The organism is Burkholderia sp. Bp9090, assembly GCF_003857985.1.
Classification (GTDB): Bacteria; Pseudomonadota; Gammaproteobacteria; order Burkholderiales; family Burkholderiaceae; genus Burkholderia.
Window position 1 is genome coordinate 35441 of record NZ_QTPV01000034.1, and the last position, 15633, is coordinate 51073.

General features: G+C 67.6%; 11 protein-coding genes, 1 tRNA gene and 2 riboswitches. Of the genes, 2 read left to right on the forward strand and 10 right to left on the reverse strand.

Features of this window, described 5'->3' with window-relative positions; genetic code table 11:
• Positions 1 to 19: 19 nt before the first annotated feature.
• The 7 genes from DIE16_RS25865 to DIE16_RS25895 form a co-directional block, all read right to left on the reverse strand.
• Positions 20 to 1408 carry an L-serine ammonia-lyase gene (locus tag DIE16_RS25865; RefSeq protein WP_124486848.1) on the reverse strand — a complete coding sequence of 463 codons (1389 nt, stop codon included), beginning with the start codon at positions 1406 to 1408 and terminating at the stop codon, positions 20 to 22.
• A gap of 30 nt (positions 1409 to 1438) precedes the next feature.
• Positions 1439 to 2572, reverse strand: a complete 1134-nt coding sequence (locus tag DIE16_RS25870; protein WP_124571375.1) for an alginate lyase family protein — start codon at positions 2570 to 2572, stop codon at positions 1439 to 1441.
• 152 nt (positions 2573 to 2724) lie between these two features.
• On the reverse strand, positions 2725 to 5652 hold the full coding sequence (gene gcvP, locus DIE16_RS25875) for an aminomethyl-transferring glycine dehydrogenase (protein ID WP_124486850.1): 2928 nt from the start codon (positions 5650 to 5652) through the stop codon (positions 2725 to 2727).
• A gap of 59 nt (positions 5653 to 5711) precedes the next feature.
• Complete coding sequence (gcvH, locus tag DIE16_RS25880; RefSeq protein ID WP_044848374.1) at positions 5712 to 6092, reverse strand: glycine cleavage system protein GcvH; 381 nt, start codon at positions 6090 to 6092, stop codon at positions 5712 to 5714.
• Positions 6093 to 6218: 126 nt separating this feature from the next.
• A complete protein-coding gene (gene gcvT / locus DIE16_RS25885; protein WP_124520466.1) occupies positions 6219 to 7337 on the reverse strand; it encodes a glycine cleavage system aminomethyltransferase GcvT in 1119 nt (372 codons plus the stop codon).
• 86 nt (positions 7338 to 7423) lie between these two features.
• Positions 7424 to 7557: riboswitch (glycine riboswitch) on the reverse strand.
• A gap of 31 nt (positions 7558 to 7588) precedes the next feature.
• A riboswitch (glycine riboswitch) is annotated at positions 7589 to 7692 on the reverse strand.
• Positions 7693 to 7813: 121 nt separating this feature from the next.
• Positions 7814 to 8182 (reverse strand): hypothetical protein, encoded by a 369-nt coding sequence (locus tag DIE16_RS25890; protein ID WP_044848372.1) that lies wholly within the window; start codon positions 8180 to 8182, stop codon positions 7814 to 7816.
• A gap of 201 nt (positions 8183 to 8383) precedes the next feature.
• The gene (locus DIE16_RS25895) at positions 8384 to 9436 is read right to left on the reverse strand and encodes an oxidoreductase (RefSeq protein WP_044848371.1); all 1053 of its coding nucleotides are present in this window, start codon (positions 9434 to 9436) and stop codon (positions 8384 to 8386) included.
• Positions 9437 to 9930: 494 nt separating this feature from the next.
• Between DIE16_RS25895 and DIE16_RS25900 the strand changes: the two genes are divergently transcribed.
• A complete protein-coding gene (locus DIE16_RS25900; RefSeq protein WP_124486852.1) occupies positions 9931 to 12018 on the forward strand; it encodes a UvrD-helicase domain-containing protein in 2088 nt (695 codons plus the stop codon).
• 96 nt (positions 12019 to 12114) lie between these two features.
• Here the strand turns inward: DIE16_RS25900 and DIE16_RS25905 are convergent, their stop codons facing one another.
• On the reverse strand, positions 12115 to 13014 hold the full coding sequence (locus tag DIE16_RS25905) for a cytochrome c5 family protein (protein WP_124571376.1): 900 nt from the start codon (positions 13012 to 13014) through the stop codon (positions 12115 to 12117).
• 265 nt (positions 13015 to 13279) lie between these two features.
• Here DIE16_RS25905 and DIE16_RS25910 point away from each other — a divergent pair.
• Positions 13280 to 13355 (forward strand) — tRNA-Arg (locus DIE16_RS25910).
• A 373-nt stretch (positions 13356 to 13728) separates the two neighbouring features.
• Here the strand turns inward: DIE16_RS25910 and DIE16_RS25915 are convergent.
• Both DIE16_RS25915 and fliD read right to left on the reverse strand, forming a co-directional pair.
• Positions 13729 to 14028: a flagellar protein FliT gene (locus tag DIE16_RS25915; RefSeq protein ID WP_124520513.1), complete on the reverse strand. Its 300-nt coding sequence runs from the start codon at positions 14026 to 14028 to the stop codon at positions 13729 to 13731.
• A gap of 61 nt (positions 14029 to 14089) precedes the next feature.
• The gene (gene fliD / locus DIE16_RS25920; RefSeq protein ID WP_124893675.1) at positions 14090 to 15556 is read right to left on the reverse strand and encodes a flagellar filament capping protein FliD; all 1467 of its coding nucleotides are present in this window, start codon (positions 15554 to 15556) and stop codon (positions 14090 to 14092) included.
• Positions 15557 to 15633 lie beyond the last annotated feature (77 nt).

The following is a 15633-nucleotide window of genomic DNA, read 5'->3' on the forward strand; positions in this document are numbered from 1 at the left end:
ATGACCGCCGGACCCTGCATCAGCACTCGACGATATTCACCGCCAGGCCGCCGCGCGACGTTTCCTTGTATTTCGTCTTCATGTCGGCGCCCGTCTCGCGCATCGTCTTGATCACCGAGTCGAGCGACACGTAGTGCGAGCCGTCGCCGCGCAGCGCCATGCGCGCCGCGTTGACCGCCTTCACCGACGCCATCGCGTTGCGCTCGATGCACGGGATCTGCACCATCCCGCCGACCGGGTCGCAGGTGAGGCCGAGGTTGTGCTCCATCCCGATCTCGGCCGCGTTCTCGACCTGGCGCGGCGTGCCGCCGAGCACGGCCGCGAGCGCGCCGGCCGCCATCGAGCACGCGACGCCCACTTCGCCCTGGCAGCCCACTTCCGCACCCGAAATCGACGCGTTGAGCTTGTACAGGATGCCGATCGCGGCGGCGGTCAGCAGGAAGTCGATCACGCCCTGTTCGTTCGCGCCCGGCGTGAAGCGCGTGTAGTAGTGCAGCACGGCCGGGATGATGCCGGCCGCGCCGTTGGTCGGCGCGGTGACGACGCGGCCGCCGGCCGCGTTTTCCTCGTTGACCGCGATCGCATACAGGTTGATCCAGTCGACCATCGACAGCGGATCCTGCAGCGCGCGCTCCGGATGGCCGGTCAGCGCACGATACAGCTGCGGCGCACGGCGCTTGACCTGGAACGGGCCGGGCAGGTTGCCGTCGGCTTCCGGGTTGCCGATCCCGCAGCCGCGCGACACGCACGACTGCATCACGGCCCAGATCTTCAGCAGCCCGTCGCGCGTCTCTTCCTCGGTGTGCCACGCGCGCTCGTTTTCCCACATCAGCTGCGCGATCGACTTGCCGGTCGACTCGGTCAGCGCGAGCAGCTCGGCGCCGGTGCGGAACGGATGCGTCATCTGCTCGGCCGCGCTCAGCACCTTCGTGTTCGGCGCACCGGCCGTCACGACGAAGCCGCCGCCGACGGACAGGTAGGTGCGCTCGACCAGCACGTCGCCGTTCGCGTCGGACGCGCGCAGCTTCATGCCGTTCGGGTGCTCGGGCAGCGCCTGCCGGTAGAACGCGATGTTCTCCTTCAGCACGAACGGCACCGGATGCGTGCCGAGCAGCGCGAGCTTCTTCGACTTGCGGACATCTTCCAGACGCGCGTCGATCGTCTCGGGATCGACGGTGTCGGGCGCATCGCCGAGCAGGCCGAGCATCACGCCGCGGTCGGTGCCGTGGCCCTTGCCGGTCGCGCCGAGCGAGCCGTACAGCTCGACCTTCACACTGGCCGTCGCGTCGAGCATCCCGTCGCGCTCGAGGCCCTGCACGAACATCAGCGCCGCGCGCATCGGTCCGACCGTATGCGAACTGGACGGGCCGATGCCGATCTTGAAGAGGTCAAACACGCTGACTGCCATCTTGATACCTGCCTTGCTTTAAGAATAATGCTAGCGCGCCTGCAATGGCAGGCACGCGGCGAGCCATGCGGGCGGCATGGGGGAGAGTTGCCGCGCGACGCGCGCATAGCGCCCGTCGAGACGCGCGGCCAGATGAAAGAGTTCGGTGGCGTTTTTCGGGTCCCACTGCCCCGTATAACCCGGCAAGCCGGCCTCGCGGCGCTTCGCGTCGAACGGCACCGGCGAATTCACGAATTCCTCGTGCGTTTTCTCGCCGAGCGCGTACGGCACGAGCCAGTCGAGCGCGGCCGCGAGCGTCGCGCCGTTCGCGCCGCGCTCGCGCAGCCAGTTGCGGTTGAAGCGGCGCGCGGCGAGCGCGGCCGTCACCAGCGGTTGCAAGTCGTACACCGCGTAATGCAGCGCATCGCGTTCCTCGAAATCCCAGGTCTTGCCGTCCGGGCCGATGTTGTCGGCGAGATGCTCGACGAACAGCCGCTGCGCGGCGTTCATCATCTTGCGGTCGCCGAGCGTGAACGCGGACAGCGCGATCAGCTTGATCCGGTGGCTCTGCCAGTTGTTGCGCCAGGTGCCGGCGAGCGGGCGCTTCTGCGCGTCGATCTGCGCGACGTAACCGGCGCCGAGCTTCGCGATGAACGCCGCCGTCGCGTTACGCGTCTTGACCGGCAGCGCGCTCGCCGTCATGTCGTACGCGATGATCAGGCTGTCGAAGCGCGTCTCGTCGATCGGGTTGAAGCCCGGCTGATAGGTCGACACCCACGCGGACAGGAAGCGGTCGACGAGCTGCAGGTAGCGCGGCGCATTGGTCACGCGCCACGCGAGCGCGGCATCGCGCATCAGCTCCATGTCCTTCAGCGCGTCGACGCTCTGGTCGTAGATGCCTTCGTGCGGCAGCGTGCCCTCGGTGTGCACGCGCGCCATTGCCTTCGGCTGCTCGCCGATGCGCGCGTCGACGCTGCGGATCAGTGCCTGCACGCCCGGCTCGGCCTGCGTCGTCTCGCTCGCCTGCAACGCGGGCGCCGCGCAGAAATTCATCGCCGCGCGCGCGCTGCCGGCCGTTCCGAGGCCGGCGGCCAACGACAGCGACGCGACGAGCAGCGGCACGACGCGGCGCGTGCGCGGCCGCTCCTGCGTGGCACCCTGGCCCGGAAACATCGGACGCACCATGCGGAACTCCTTGATTGGCTGGATCGCGTGTGATGTTAGCCGGATTGGCGGGCAAACGTGAATCGATCGGGCAGGCAGCGGACGCAAAAACCGCACGCAACCGAGGGTTGCGTGCGGTGTGGTCACGGCCGGACTCCGGAGCGCGGCGAGCGTTATGCGTAGTCCGACACCGGCACGCACGAGCAGAACAGGTTGCGGTCGCCGTAGGCGTTGTCCGCACGGCCGACCGGCGGCCAGTACTTGTTCGTGCCGAGCGACGCGACCGGGTACGCCGCCTGCTCGCGCGAGTACGCGTGCGGCCATTCGTTCGCGGTGACGACGGCTGCCGTGTGCGGCGCGTGACGCAGCGGGTTGTCCTCGCGGTCGGCGCGGCCTTCCTCGACGGCACGGATTTCCTCGCGGATCGCGATCATCGCGGCGATGAAGCGGTCGAGTTCTTCCTGCGATTCCGATTCCGTCGGCTCGACCATCAGCGTGCCCGGCACCGGGAAGCTCATCGTCGGCGCATGGAAGCCGTAGTCCATCAGGCGCTTCGCGACGTCGTCGACGCTGATGCCGCTCGTTTCCTTGAGCGGGCGCAGGTCGAGAATGCACTCGTGGGCGACCAGCCCGCCCGGGCCCGAATACAGCACCGGATAGTGCGGCGCGAGGCGCTTCGCGATGTAGTTCGCGTTGAGGATCGCGGTTTCCGTCGCGGCGGTCAGGTTCTTCGCGCCCATCATCGCGATGTACATCCACGAGATCGGCAGGATCGACGCCGAGCCGTACGGCGCGGCCGACACCGCGCCGATGCCGTCTTCCGCACGCGCGTAGCCGGTCGAACGCTGGTTCGGCAGGAACTTCGCGAGGTGCGCGCCGACCGCGACCGGGCCGACGCCCGGGCCGCCGCCGCCGTGCGGGATGCAGAAGGTCTTGTGCAGGTTCAGGTGCGACACGTCGCCGCCGAACTGGCCCGGCGCGGTCAGGCCGACCATCGCGTTCATGTTCGCGCCGTCGACGTACACCTGGCCGCCGTGCGCATGCACGATCTCGCAGATCTCGCGGACGTTCTGCTCGAACACGCCGTGCGTCGACGGATACGTGATCATGATCGCCGCGAGGTCGTTCGCGTGCTGCTCGGCCTTCGCCTTCAGGTCGGCGATGTCGACGTTGCCCTGCGCGTCGCACGCGACGACCACGACCTTCATGCCGGCCATGTGCGCCGACGCCGGGTTCGTGCCGTGCGCGGAGGCCGGGATCAGGCATACGTCGCGATGCGCTTCGCCGCGCGATGCGTGGTATGCGTGGATGATCAAGAGGCCCGCGTATTCGCCCTGCGAGCCGGCGTTCGGCTGCAGCGACACGGCCGCATAGCCGGTCGCGGCGACGAGCATCTGCTCGAGCTGGTCGATCATCTCGCGGTAGCCGACGGTCTGCTCGGCCGGCGCGAACGGATGGATCCGGCCGAATTCGGGCCACGTGACCGGCAGCATTTCCGACGTCGCGTTCAGCTTCATCGTGCACGAACCGAGCGGGATCATCGAGCGGTCGAGCGCGAGATCCTTGTCCGACAGGCTGCGCAGGTAGCGCAGCATTTCGGTTTCGGAATGGTGGCGGTTGAACACGTGGTGCGTCAGGTACGCGCTCGTGCGCTCGAGGCCGGCCGGCAGCACGGCGACGCCGCCGAGGCCCGCGTCCAGCGCGTCCACGGCCGGCGCGGTGCCGCCAGCGGCCTGCGCGAACACGGCGAGGAGATCGGCGAGGTCGTCGCGGGTCGTCGTTTCGTCGACCGACACGCCGACTTGCGTGTCGCTCACGCGACGCAGGTTGATGCGCTTGGCCTTCGCGAATTCGTGGACCTGCGCGGTGCGTGCGCCGGTATCGATCGTCAGCGTGTCGAAGAACGTGTCGTTGACGGTCGCGAAGCCGAGCTGCTTCACGCCGGCGGCGAACAGCGCCGCGATGCGGTTCACGCGCAGCGCGATCGTCTTCAGGCCGTGCGGGCCATGGTAGACCGCGTACATGCTCGCCATGATCGCGAGCAGCGCCTGCGCGGTACACACGTTCGACGTCGCCTTCTCGCGGCGGATGTGCTGTTCGCGCGTCTGCAGCGCGAGGCGCAGCGCGGGCTTGCCCTGCGCGTCGACGGTCACGCCGACCAGGCGGCCCGGCATCTGGCGCTTGAATTCGTCACGCACGGCCATGTAAGCGGCGTGCGGGCCGCCGAAGCCCATCGGCACGCCGAAGCGCTGCGTGTTGCCGACCGCGACGTCCGCGCCCCATTCGCCGGGCGGCGTCAGCACGGTCAGTGCGAGCAGGTCGGCCGCGACGACCACATGGCCGCCGGCCGCGTGGATCGCTTCGGTGAGCGCGCGGTAGTCGCGCACGTCGCCGTACACGCCCGGGTACTGGAGCAGCACGCCGAACGCGTTCGCCTGCGCGGCGTCGGCCGCCGGGCCCGTCTTGACCTCGATGCCGATCGGCAGCGCGCGCGTGCGGATCACTTCGAGCGTCTGCGGCAGCACGTCGTCGGCGACGTAGAACACGTTCGACGCCGGCTTGCCGGTGCGCTGCAGCAGCGTCATCGCTTCGGCCGCGGCGGTTGCTTCGTCCAGCAGCGATGCGTTCGAGATCGCGAGGCCCGTGAGGTCGGCGACCATCTGCTGGAAGTTCAGGAGCGCCTCGAGGCGACCTTGGGAAATTTCGGGCTGGTACGGCGTGTAGGCCGTGTACCACGCCGGGTTTTCGAGCACGTTGCGCAGGATCACGGCCGGCGTGTGCGAGTCGTAATAGCCCTGGCCGATATACGAGCGGAACACCTGGTTCTTGTCCGCGAGGGCGCGCAGCGCGGCGAGGGCTTCGGCCTCGCTCTTCGGTTGCGCGAACGGGCCGAGCGGCAGCGTTTCGGCGCGGCGGATCGAGGCCGGGATCACGGCGTCGATCAGGGCGGCGCGCGACGCGAAGCCGAGCGTGTCGAGCATGGCCTGCTGGCTGGCGGCATCGGGGCCGATGTGGCGTTCTGCGAACGCGTCGTGCGTTTCGAGCGCGGCGAGCGAGAGGGGCGTGCGGTTCATCAGGCGGTCCGGGTGTTCGAGCTTCATGGCGTGACTCTGGTCCCGCGCGGGCCGAGGCCGGCCCCGCGCGGTTCGGGTAAGGAAAATTAGTCGATCAGCTTGCTGTAGGCGTCAGCGTCGATCAGCTTGTCGGTCGAGGCGCCGGCCGCGAGCTTGATCTTGAAGAGCCACACGCCGTATGCGTCGCTGTTCACTTCTTCCGGCGAGTCGGCGGCTTCTTCGTTGATGGCGACGACTTCGCCGGACACCGGCGAGTAGATGTCGGATGCCGCCTTCACCGATTCGACGACGCCGACGGCGTCGCCCGCGTTCACCGACTTGCCGACTTGCGGCAGTTCGAGGAAGACGATGTCGCCGAGCGTGCTCTGCGCGTGATCGGTGATGCCGACCGTCAGCGTGCCGTCGGCTTCGGTGCGGACCCACTCGTGTTCGTCGGTGTACTTCAGATCGGCCGGGACGTTGCTCATCGGATGCTCCTGGATAAAAGGGTGTGTTCGTTATGCTGGCGCGCCGCCGGGGCGCGCCGGGTGTGGTTGCGCCGGGCGCCATTTCCCGGCTTCACGGCAGGCGGCCTCCCGGTCGCCTTCCGGTCGTTACGCAGCGAGGACCTTGCCGTTGCGCACGAACGGCAGTTTTACCACGCGCGCGGGAAGTTGCTTGTCTCGAATCTGCACGTGGACCGTGTCGCCGACCTGGACGGCCGCCGGCACGCGCGCGAATGCGATCGACTCCTGCATCGACGGCGAGAACGTGCCGCTCGTGATCTCGCCTTCGCCGTGCGGCGTGACGACCTTCTGGTGCGCGCGCAGCACGCCGCCCGCCTTGCCGTTTTCCTTCTGCAGGATCAGGCCGACGAACGCGGCGCGCGTGCCGTTTGCCTCGAGCGCGGCGCGGCCGACGAACTCGCGCGGCGCCGACAGGTCGACCGTCCATGCGAGGCCCGCGTCGAGCGGCGACACGGTGTCGTCCATGTCCTGGCCGTACAGGTTCATGCCGGCCTCGAGGCGCAGCGTGTCGCGCGCGCCGAGCCCGCACGGACGCACGCCGTTTTGCTGCAGCGCGTTCCACAGCGCTACGACGTGCACGGCCGGGACGATCACCTCGAAGCCGTCTTCGCCGGTGTAGCCGGTGCGCGCGACGGTGAGGTCGCCGAACGGCGTGCCGGCGACCTGCGCGGCGTTGAACGGCTTCAGCTCGCTGGTCGCGGCGCGCGCGGCGGGCACCGTCGTCCAGACCTTTTCACGGGCGTTCGGGCCCTGAACGGCGACGATCGCGAAATCGCGGCGCGGCGCGATGGTCAGGCCGTAGCCGCCTTGTTCGTTGAGCTGGTTGAACCACGCGATGTCCTTCTCGGCCGTGCCGGCGTTGACGACGACGCGGAAGAAGTCTTCGGTGAAGTAATAGACGATCAGGTCGTCGATGACGCCGCCCTGCGGATTGAGCAGGCACGAGTAGAGCGCCTTGCCGGGGATCTTGAGCTTGCCGACGTTGTTCGCGATCGCGTGCTCGAAGAACGCGCGCACGCGGCTGCCGGTGAAATCGACGACGCACATGTGCGACACGTCGAACATGCCGGCGTCGGTGCGCACGGCTTCGTGTTCTTCGATCTGCGAGCCGTAGTTGACGGGCATGTCCCAGCCGCCGAAGTCGACCATGCGGGCATTGAGCGCGCGGTGCGCGGCGTTGAGCGGGGTTTGATTCAGTGCAGTCATCGAGGCCTCAGGCAAGGCGCTTGCGCGCGGGTCAGAACGGCCATGTGCCGACCGTCGCGGCCTTGGGGCCTGCGAAACGATCCGGTACATGCCCCTCTGTCCTCGATACCTGAGAGATTGCGCCGCGGCCACGAGCCGGCGAACGCGCGCCCCTTCGGTGGGCAGCCTGCCCGCGCAGCCAATGTGCTGCGGGCTACTGCCGCTCTCCAGAGTGCGGGGAGTGCGGCCCGCGCAATGCGCGGACGGGATTCCCCGACGCGGTCGGTCCTTTTGCCTGAGAGTTTGCGGGTGTGCCCCTTCGGCGGCGCGACCGGCGTTGCTGCTACGCGGTCACACGCTCTCCCGACGCGTGCGGGCGACTGTACGCGAGCGGGTGGGCATTGTCAATTTGAGCAAAAGAATGTCGCTTCGCGACAAGCGGTGGCGTGCGGCGCCGCCGCTTCTGCCGGCACCGGCGGGCGCCGGCATGGCCGCGATTACTCGCCGATCGCGCGCGCGGCCGTGTCGAGTTCCTGGTTCAGCACGCGCTGCTCGTCGCCGGACAGGCCGCCGTTGTGCTGGCCCGACATGTCGTTCGCTTCCTGGCGGATCACGTCGAGGCGGTGGTGCAGCTGCGCGCCGTACGGCGGCGGGTAGTAGCCGCCGTTCACGCGCGCGTCGATGCGCCGGTGCAGGTTGTCGATCCGGCCCTGGACCTCCTGCAGGCGATCGTTCGCGACGACCTGCGGATTCGGCCGCGGCGGGGGCGGGGGCGCCTGTCGGGCCGGCCGCTGCGGCTGCACGACGCAGGCCGCGAGCGAGGAAACCAGGACGCAGCATGCCGCTGCGCGAATCAACCGTTGCATCACATTCTCCTGACGGTTTGGTGTCGGATCGACTTTTTGAGAAACGCGTCAGACCGGACGACCGCTGACTTTCGTTCCCGCACCATTTGTAACGGAATGTTCGGGATCGTGGCGCCGTGGCGGCTGACGGGGGCGCGCAGCCGGGCGCGGCGCGGCGCGAGGTGGCGGCTGCGGCCGGGGCGACGACCCGGCCGGCGGCCGTCAGACGGTGCGACGCACGAACGGTACCCGGCGGCCTTCGTGCTCGCTCTGCGCGGCGAGCTCGATGATCGTCATCACGTCGACGGCGTCCTGCGGCGTGACCGGGAACGGCGCGCCGTCGTGGACCGACGCGGCGAGCGCGCGATAGAACTCCGCGTACTGCCCGTCGAGCGTCGGCACCGGCCGCTCGACCTCGACCTCGCCGTCGAGCACGCGCAGCACGCCGGGCGGGTTGCCGCCGCCGAACTCGACGTGATCCGGCGTGAGGCCGGCCTTCAACTGGTCTTCCTGCGTGTCGAGCCCGAACTTCTGGTAGCTGCCGCGCGTGCCGTGCAGCGTGAAGCGCGCGGGCTCGATCGCCGACAGCGCGCTCGCATGCAGCGCGACGTCCTTGTCCGGATAACCGAGCAGCAGGTGCACGAAATCGGGCGCCGTGCCGTTGTCGCGGCGTGTCTTGACCGTGGCGCTGACCGTTTCCGGCAGCCCGAACAACGCGAGCGCCTGATCGATCAGGTGCGGGCCGAGATCGAGCAGCAGGCCGCCGCCGCGCGCGGGCTCCTCGCGCCAGCGCGTGCGCGGCGTCGGCCGGAAGCGGTCGAAGTGCGACGCGAAATAGGTGAGCCGGCCGAGTTCGCCGGATTCGACGATGCGGCGCACGGTGAGGAAGTCGCCGTCCCAGCGGCGGTTGTGGAACGGTGCGAACAGGCGGCTGCGCGCGTTCGCGAGCCGCGCAAGCGCGAGCGCTTCGTCGGCCGTGAGCGTGACGGGCTTGTCGACGACGACGTGGCGGCCGGCCTGGAGCACCTGGCGCGCGAGCGCGAAGTGCGTGTCGTTCGGCGTGGCGATCACCACGCAGTCGATATCGTCGAGGCCGAGCAGCGTGTCGAGATCGGGGACGATGCGGGCGCCCGGAAAGGCGGCGCGCGCGCGATCGGGTTGCCCCGTCGCGATCGCGGCGACCTCGGTGCGGCCGCTCGTGGCGATCACCGGCGCGTGGAACGTCGCGCCGGCGAAACCGAAACCCATCAAACCAATCCTGAGCAATGACGACATGGCAATCCCTGGCTGCGTACGAAACGAAAAGAGGGCGCGCCGCTGGGGCGCGAGGACGACCGGCTATTTTGGCATGGCGCGGCGGCGCACACCGGCGCGTTCGGCAAAACGCGCGGCACGATGCGGCGCATGCGCGGCCGCAGCCGGCATTTGGCGCGGGACGGGCAGGCGCTGCACTCGGCAGGCCGGGCGGCCGACGCTGCGGCGTGCGGGCCGGGCACTTCCCATCGCGACGGTCGCCCATTGTGACCGATCGGGCCGTGGATGGGGCCGGATTGGCCGTCCGGACAAGGAAGCGAGGGCCGGATCAAGCGCCGAACCGGGAGACGAAAACGACGGCCTGCCCGCCCGGCCCCGTCCGGCGGCGCTCCCGAAAAGCGCGTCGCCGACGTGTTAACATGCGCGTCCTGCCCCGTGTGTCCGCCTGCATTCCAGGCCCGTCGCGCGCGGCATCCTCCCGGCGTTCGCCGTCAACCGCAACATCATCCGCCATCATGTCCGCAGGCCTCAACTCCGCTCAGAACGAAGCGGTGCGCTACCTCGACGGTCCCTGCCTCGTGCTCGCCGGCGCGGGCAGCGGCAAGACCCGCGTGATCACGCAGAAGATCGCGCACCTGATCGAAGCGAAAGGCTTCGAGCCGCGCCACATCGCGGCCGTCACGTTCACGAACAAGGCCGCCGCCGAAATGCGCGAGCGCGTGTCGAAGCTGCTCGAGGGCAAGACGCTCACCACGCCCGGCAAGGAAGGCCGCAAGGTGCCCGTCAACCAGCTCACCGTATGTACGTTCCACTCGCTCGGCGTGCAGATCCTGCGCCAGGAGGCCGAGCACGTCGGGCTGAAGCCGCAGTTCTCGATCATGGATTCGGACGACTGCTTCGGGATGATCCAGGAGCAGATCGGCACCACCGACAAGGGCCTGATCCGCAAGATCCAGAGCACCATCTCGCTGTGGAAGAACGGCCTGATCATGCCCGAGGAGGCGATGACGATCGCGGCCAACGAGGACGAGCACCAGGCGGCGCTGGTCTACCGCAACTACGTCGCGACGCTGCATGCATACCAGGCGGTCGACTTCGACGACCTGATCCGCCTGCCGGCCGAGCTGTTCGCGAAGAACGAGCAGGTGCGCGACCGCTGGCAGAACAAGCTGCGCTACCTGCTGATCGACGAATACCAGGACACCAACGCGTGCCAGTACGAGCTGCTGAAGTTGCTCGCCGGCCCGCGCGCCGCGTTCACGGCGGTGGGCGACGACGACCAGGCGATCTACGGCTGGCGCGGCGCTACGCTCGAGAACCTCGCGCAGCTCGGCAAGGACTTCCCGAAGCTGCACGTGATCAAGCTCGAGCAGAACTACCGGTCGACGGTGCGGATCCTGACCGCTGCCAACAACGTGATCGCGAACAACCCGAAGCTGTTCGAGAAGAAGCTGTGGTCCGAGCACGGGATGGGCGACTCGATCACCGTCACGCCGTGCAACGACGAGGAGCATGAGGCCGAATCGGTCGTGTTCCGGCTGTCCGCGCACAAGTTCGAGCGGCGCGCGCAGTTCCGCGACTACGCGATCCTGTATCGCGGCAACTTCCAGGCGCGAATCTTCGAGCAGGTGCTGCGGCGCGAGCGGATTCCATACGTGCTGTCGGGCGGCCAGTCGTTCTTCGACAAGGCCGAGATCAAGGACCTGTGCGCGTACCTGCGGCTGATCGCGAACGCCGACGACGATCCCGCGTTCATCCGCGCGGTCACGACGCCGCGCCGCGGCATCGGCAACACGACGCTCGAGGCGCTCGGCTCGTTCGCGGGCCAGGCGAAGGTGTCGCTGTTCGAGGCCGTGTACATGGGCGGGATCGAGGCGCGGCTGTCCGCGCGGCAGGTCGAGCCGCTCAGGATGTTCTGCGACTTCATCCAGCGCCTGACCGATCGCGCGGACAAGGAGCCCGCGACCGTCGTGCTCGACGACATGATGGAGGCCATTCACTACGAGGCCTACCTGTACGACGCGTTCGACGAGCGGCAGGCGCAGTCGAAGTGGCAGAACGTGCTCGAATTCCTCGAATGGCTGAAGCGCAAGGGCACCAAGCCCGAGACGGAAGCCGTCGACGGCGAGGCCGACGGCTTCCACAACGCGGACGGGCTTGCGGATACCGGCAAGAACCTGCTCGGCCTGATCCAGACCGTCGCGCTGATGTCGATGCTGGAAGGCAAGGACGAGGATCCGGATGCCGTGCGGCTGTCGACCGTCCATGCGTCGAAGGGGCTCGAGTATCCGCACGTGTTCCTGGTCGGCGTCGAGGAGGGCATCATGCCGCACCGCGGCGGCAGCGAGGACGACGGCCCGATCGACAACGAGCGGATCGAGGAGGAGCGCCGGCTGATGTACGTCGCGATCACGCGCGCGCAGCGCAGCCTCCACCTGAACTGGTGCAAGAAGCGCAAGCGGGCGCGCGAGACGGTCGTGTGCGAGCCGTCGCGCTTCATTCCCGAGATGGGGCTCGACGAAGCGCCGCCGCCGACGCCGGAGGAAGCGCCGATGACGCCGAAGGACCGGCTCGCGAGCCTGAAGGCGCTGTTGCAGAAGTGAGGCGGCGCGCTCGGCGCACGGACGCCCCGGCGATCCGGATAAACGAAACCCCCGCGATGCGTGTGCGCCGCGGGGGTTTTTTCTGGCCGGCAGGCGTTACTTCGACGCGTTGACCATGTAGTCGACGGCCGCCTTCACGTCGGCGTCGGACGCGCTCGACCCGCCCTTCGGCGGCATCGCGCCCTTGCCGTGCAGCGCGTAGTTGTAGACGGTATCCATCGAGTCCTTCAGGCGCGGCGCCCAGTCTTCCTTGCTGCCGAACTTCGGCGCGCCGAGCACGCCGGCCGCGTGGCACGCCTGGCAGACCTGCGTGTACAGCGCCTTGCCGGCGGAGGCGGCGTCGGCGCTGGCCGGCGCGGCCGCGGGCTTTTCGCCGGCCTTCGGAATCGCGGCGATCGCGGCCATTGCAGCGGCGGCCTGCGCGTTCGATGCATCGGCGCCCGAAGCGCCTGCCGCACCCGCCGCGCCGCTCGCCGCCGGTGCCGCATTGGCGGCCGGGGCAGCCGGTTCGGGGAAGTTCGCGCCGTCGTTGTTCGCCATGTAGACGATCGCACGCGCGATTTCATAGTCGCTGACGTCGTCGGGGCTCGTGCCGCCGCGCGGCGGCATCGCGCCCTTGCCCGACAGCGCCGTTTTCAGCAGCGTGTCGAAGCCCTGCGAGATGCGCGGTGCCCAGTCGTCCTTGTTGCCGAACTTCGGCGCGCCGGCGGCGCCCGTGCCGTGACAGGTCACGCACACGGCCTTGTAGACTTCCTCGCCGGTCTTGTACGTGCGGGGCGCATTGGCGTCCTTCACGTCGACTTTCGCGAGCGGTGCGATCCGCGCGGCGACCTGTTCGTCGGATAGCGCATCCGTGCCCGCGCCCGAACGGAACGCATGGTTGGCATAAGTGGCAAACAGGACGATCAGGGCGATCGGAATCGCGAATGAGGCGATGACGACGGCAATCAGCTGCCCGGGGGTTTTGACGGGAGATTCGTGGGGTGCTTCGCTCATGCTTGCCTCGTCTCCGTGATTAGGAATTGTGAGCGCGGTGCAACGGCAAAATGGCTGGCGATCCAATGAGTCCGGACGATTATAGACGGAACGTTTACATCACGGCGAGCGGCGCGAAGGCGCGTGTTTACCCGCACGAATTGCGGGCCTGACGGGGTTTCGGCAGGCAAGGTGGACGCGTTTTGGGAAACCGGGTATCCTTGCGGTCTTGTCAATGGTGGGCGGCCGGTTTATTGGGGTCGTTTCACTGTCGTCACTGTCATATGCGCCCGTAGCTCAATGGATAGAGTACTGCCCTCCGAAGGCAGGGGTTGCTGGTTCGATCCCAGCCGGGCGCGCCAAGAAAGTCTATATAAATCAAGGGCTTGCGCTGGGTGCGAGCTTGTCAGGCAGTACTTTTTCCACGGTTTTTCTGATTTTTTGCTGCAATTTCGCTGCAGTCATGTCCCTCGCTCGCGCCTATACCTTGGCGTTTCGTACGAGCTGCGCGACCGTCTGCTCGCTTCGTCGCTATGTGACCCCACGGCTTTGCCCGTAATCTGGAAGAAACGTTCATCACGATGTGTGCCAAACATGCGCGGGATGAGGTGTCGGTGAGCTAGTGCGGAGCACGCCGTTCATCGCAACGAAGCGATGAATGGCCGGGCCGGAGGTAAATGTCCGGCGCGAAGTGCCGCTCGCGACGTACCTGGCGGCAATGCAGTGGCAATGCAGTTACAGTTGCGCGATCTGCTGATATCGGCCGGCAGCTTCGGTCCGTCCGAGTGCGGCCTGAAACTCCGCATGCAACTCCCGCTGCGTCGTTTCCGCGTCGGCCGCGATGGCTGTGTCGATCGCCTGTATGCGGCGGATGATCGCCAGCGCATCGGGCGTTTGCGGTGCGCTCAGCGACATCAGCAGGGGCGAGCGCGCTTCCGCGAGACGCGCCGCGCCGCACCAGTCCGCCATCGTCGCGGCATGTTCGATTGCCTGCGTCAGTTGCCACACGCGTGCGAGTAATGTGGGTTGATCCATCGTGACGATCACTCCAGTGCCATTTCAAAAGTACCGCGCGGCTCGATACATCCGGTGGGCCTTATGACTTGTTGGTGGCGAGTGCGCCGGCGCTATTGGTGCCGCCGAACAACTGCGTCAGATACTGCGAGTTGTTCTGCATCCGCGCCATGAGCGTATTGAGGGCGGTGAATTGCGCATTGTACTGATCGGTCAACTGATTCGCATACGCTTGCAGGGTCTTCGCTTGCGTCTTCGCGTCGGCGAGGTCGCTGTTCAGCGCGTTGACGCGCGTATCGATGATCCCACCCGTCTGCAGATACGACGTGATGTTGTTGTTCAGCACTGCGCCGATGCCATTCGTCGCGTTGAAGGCGGTCGCTACCGAGGCCGAATTGTGCGTCAGGGCGTTCGACAAAGCCGCACTATCGACGCTGAGCGTGCCGCTCGGCGTCAGGTTGATGCCGAGCGCGCTCAGGCTCACGGTGCTGCTGCCGCTTGTTACGCCCTTGGAAAGGGCCGTGGCAAGCGAGCCGACGATCGAATTCAGCATCGAATCGCCGATGAGTGGCCCGCCCTGGCTGCCGGCAGCGGCGGTCGAGTCGAAACTCGACAGCGACGATGCGGTGCTCACGAATGAGTTGTATGCCGAGACGAAGCCGTTGATCGCGTTGGTCGCTGACGTGTTGTCCGCCGCGACCGTGAGGGTTTGGGTCGTGTTTGCCGCCGACGTGGCGAGGTTGAGCGTCACGCCTGTAATGGCGCCGGTGATCGTGTTGCTGGCGCTCTGGATATTGGTGATGCCGTCGATGCTGAGCATCGCGTCTTGTGCGTTGTTTTTCTCGACGTAGTTGTTTGTTGCGACGCCCGAGCTGTCGACGGTCGCGAGGCTGGCCAGCCCGTCTGTCGAATTGGTCGATACCTGGATCGTGTTCGCCGCCCCTGTCACGTTCGAGGTCAGCACGAGGTGCGACCCATCCGTGCCGGTAACGACGGTGGCGGTCACGCCGGGATTGCCACTCGCCGAATTGATTGCGCTGGCGATGCCCGCGAGCGTGTTGTTGCCGGTGTTGATTCCGACGGTCATCGGCGCGCCGCTGCCGAGCGTGATGGTGAGGCTGCCCGTCCCGAGCTGTTTGGTGGACGGCTGCACGCCCGCTGTCAGTGCAAGCTTCTGCGCGGTGGCGACTTGCGTTACCGCAATCGAATAGCTGCCGGCGACCGAGCCCGTCGACGTGGTGGCGCTCAGGCCGCTGCCGCTCGCGGTGGCGGTGGTTTTCGCCAGAGCCGATCCGTCGGTGAGCCCGGACAGCGCCGATTGCAGGGAGGACAGTGCCGACTTGAGCGAGCCGATGGCCGACAGCGTGGTGTTGTCGAGATTTTGCCGGTTGACGTTCTGCGTGGTCTGTGCGGCCATCTTGGCCGTAACCATCGCGGAAACGAGTGCGGACGTGTCCGTGTTCGAGTTCGTCACTCCGCTGATGATGGACTGCGCCGCCTGTGTCAGCGCGCTGTTGGCCGTGGTGCTGGAAATGTTCGTCGTCGACATCGAGGACTCCGTCTGGTAAAAAGTGCGCCGCCGGGCGCATTGGCGTGGCGGCGCCGATGTGCCGCACGATGCGCAAA

Bases quoted from the DNA above. Each gene is read 5' to 3' on its own strand.
- DIE16_RS25865 (WP_124486848.1), bottom strand. From the start codon at position 1,408: ATGGCAGTCAGCGTGTTTGACCTCTTCAAGATCGGCATCGGCCCGTCC.
- DIE16_RS25870 (WP_124571375.1), bottom strand. From the start codon at position 2,572: ATGGTGCGTCCGATGTTTCCGGGCCAGGGTGCCACGCAGGAGCGGCCG.
- gcvP (WP_124486850.1), bottom strand. From the start codon at position 5,652: ATGAAGCTCGAACACCCGGACCGCCTGATGAACCGCACGCCCCTCTCG.
- gcvH (WP_044848374.1), bottom strand. From the start codon at position 6,092: ATGAGCAACGTCCCGGCCGATCTGAAGTACACCGACGAACACGAGTGG.
- gcvT (WP_124520466.1), bottom strand. From the start codon at position 7,337: ATGACTGCACTGAATCAAACCCCGCTCAACGCCGCGCACCGCGCGCTC.
- DIE16_RS25890 (WP_044848372.1), bottom strand. From the start codon at position 8,182: ATGCAACGGTTGATTCGCGCAGCGGCATGCTGCGTCCTGGTTTCCTCG.
- DIE16_RS25895 (WP_044848371.1), bottom strand. From the start codon at position 9,436: ATGTCGTCATTGCTCAGGATTGGTTTGATGGGTTTCGGTTTCGCCGGC.
- DIE16_RS25900 (WP_124486852.1), top strand. From the start codon at position 9,931: ATGTCCGCAGGCCTCAACTCCGCTCAGAACGAAGCGGTGCGCTACCTC.
- DIE16_RS25905 (WP_124571376.1), bottom strand. From the start codon at position 13,014: ATGAGCGAAGCACCCCACGAATCTCCCGTCAAAACCCCCGGGCAGCTG.
- DIE16_RS25915 (WP_124520513.1), bottom strand. From the start codon at position 14,028: ATGGATCAACCCACATTACTCGCACGCGTGTGGCAACTGACGCAGGCA.
- fliD (WP_124893675.1), bottom strand. From the start codon at position 15,556: ATGTCGACGACGAACATTTCCAGCACCACGGCCAACAGCGCGCTGACA.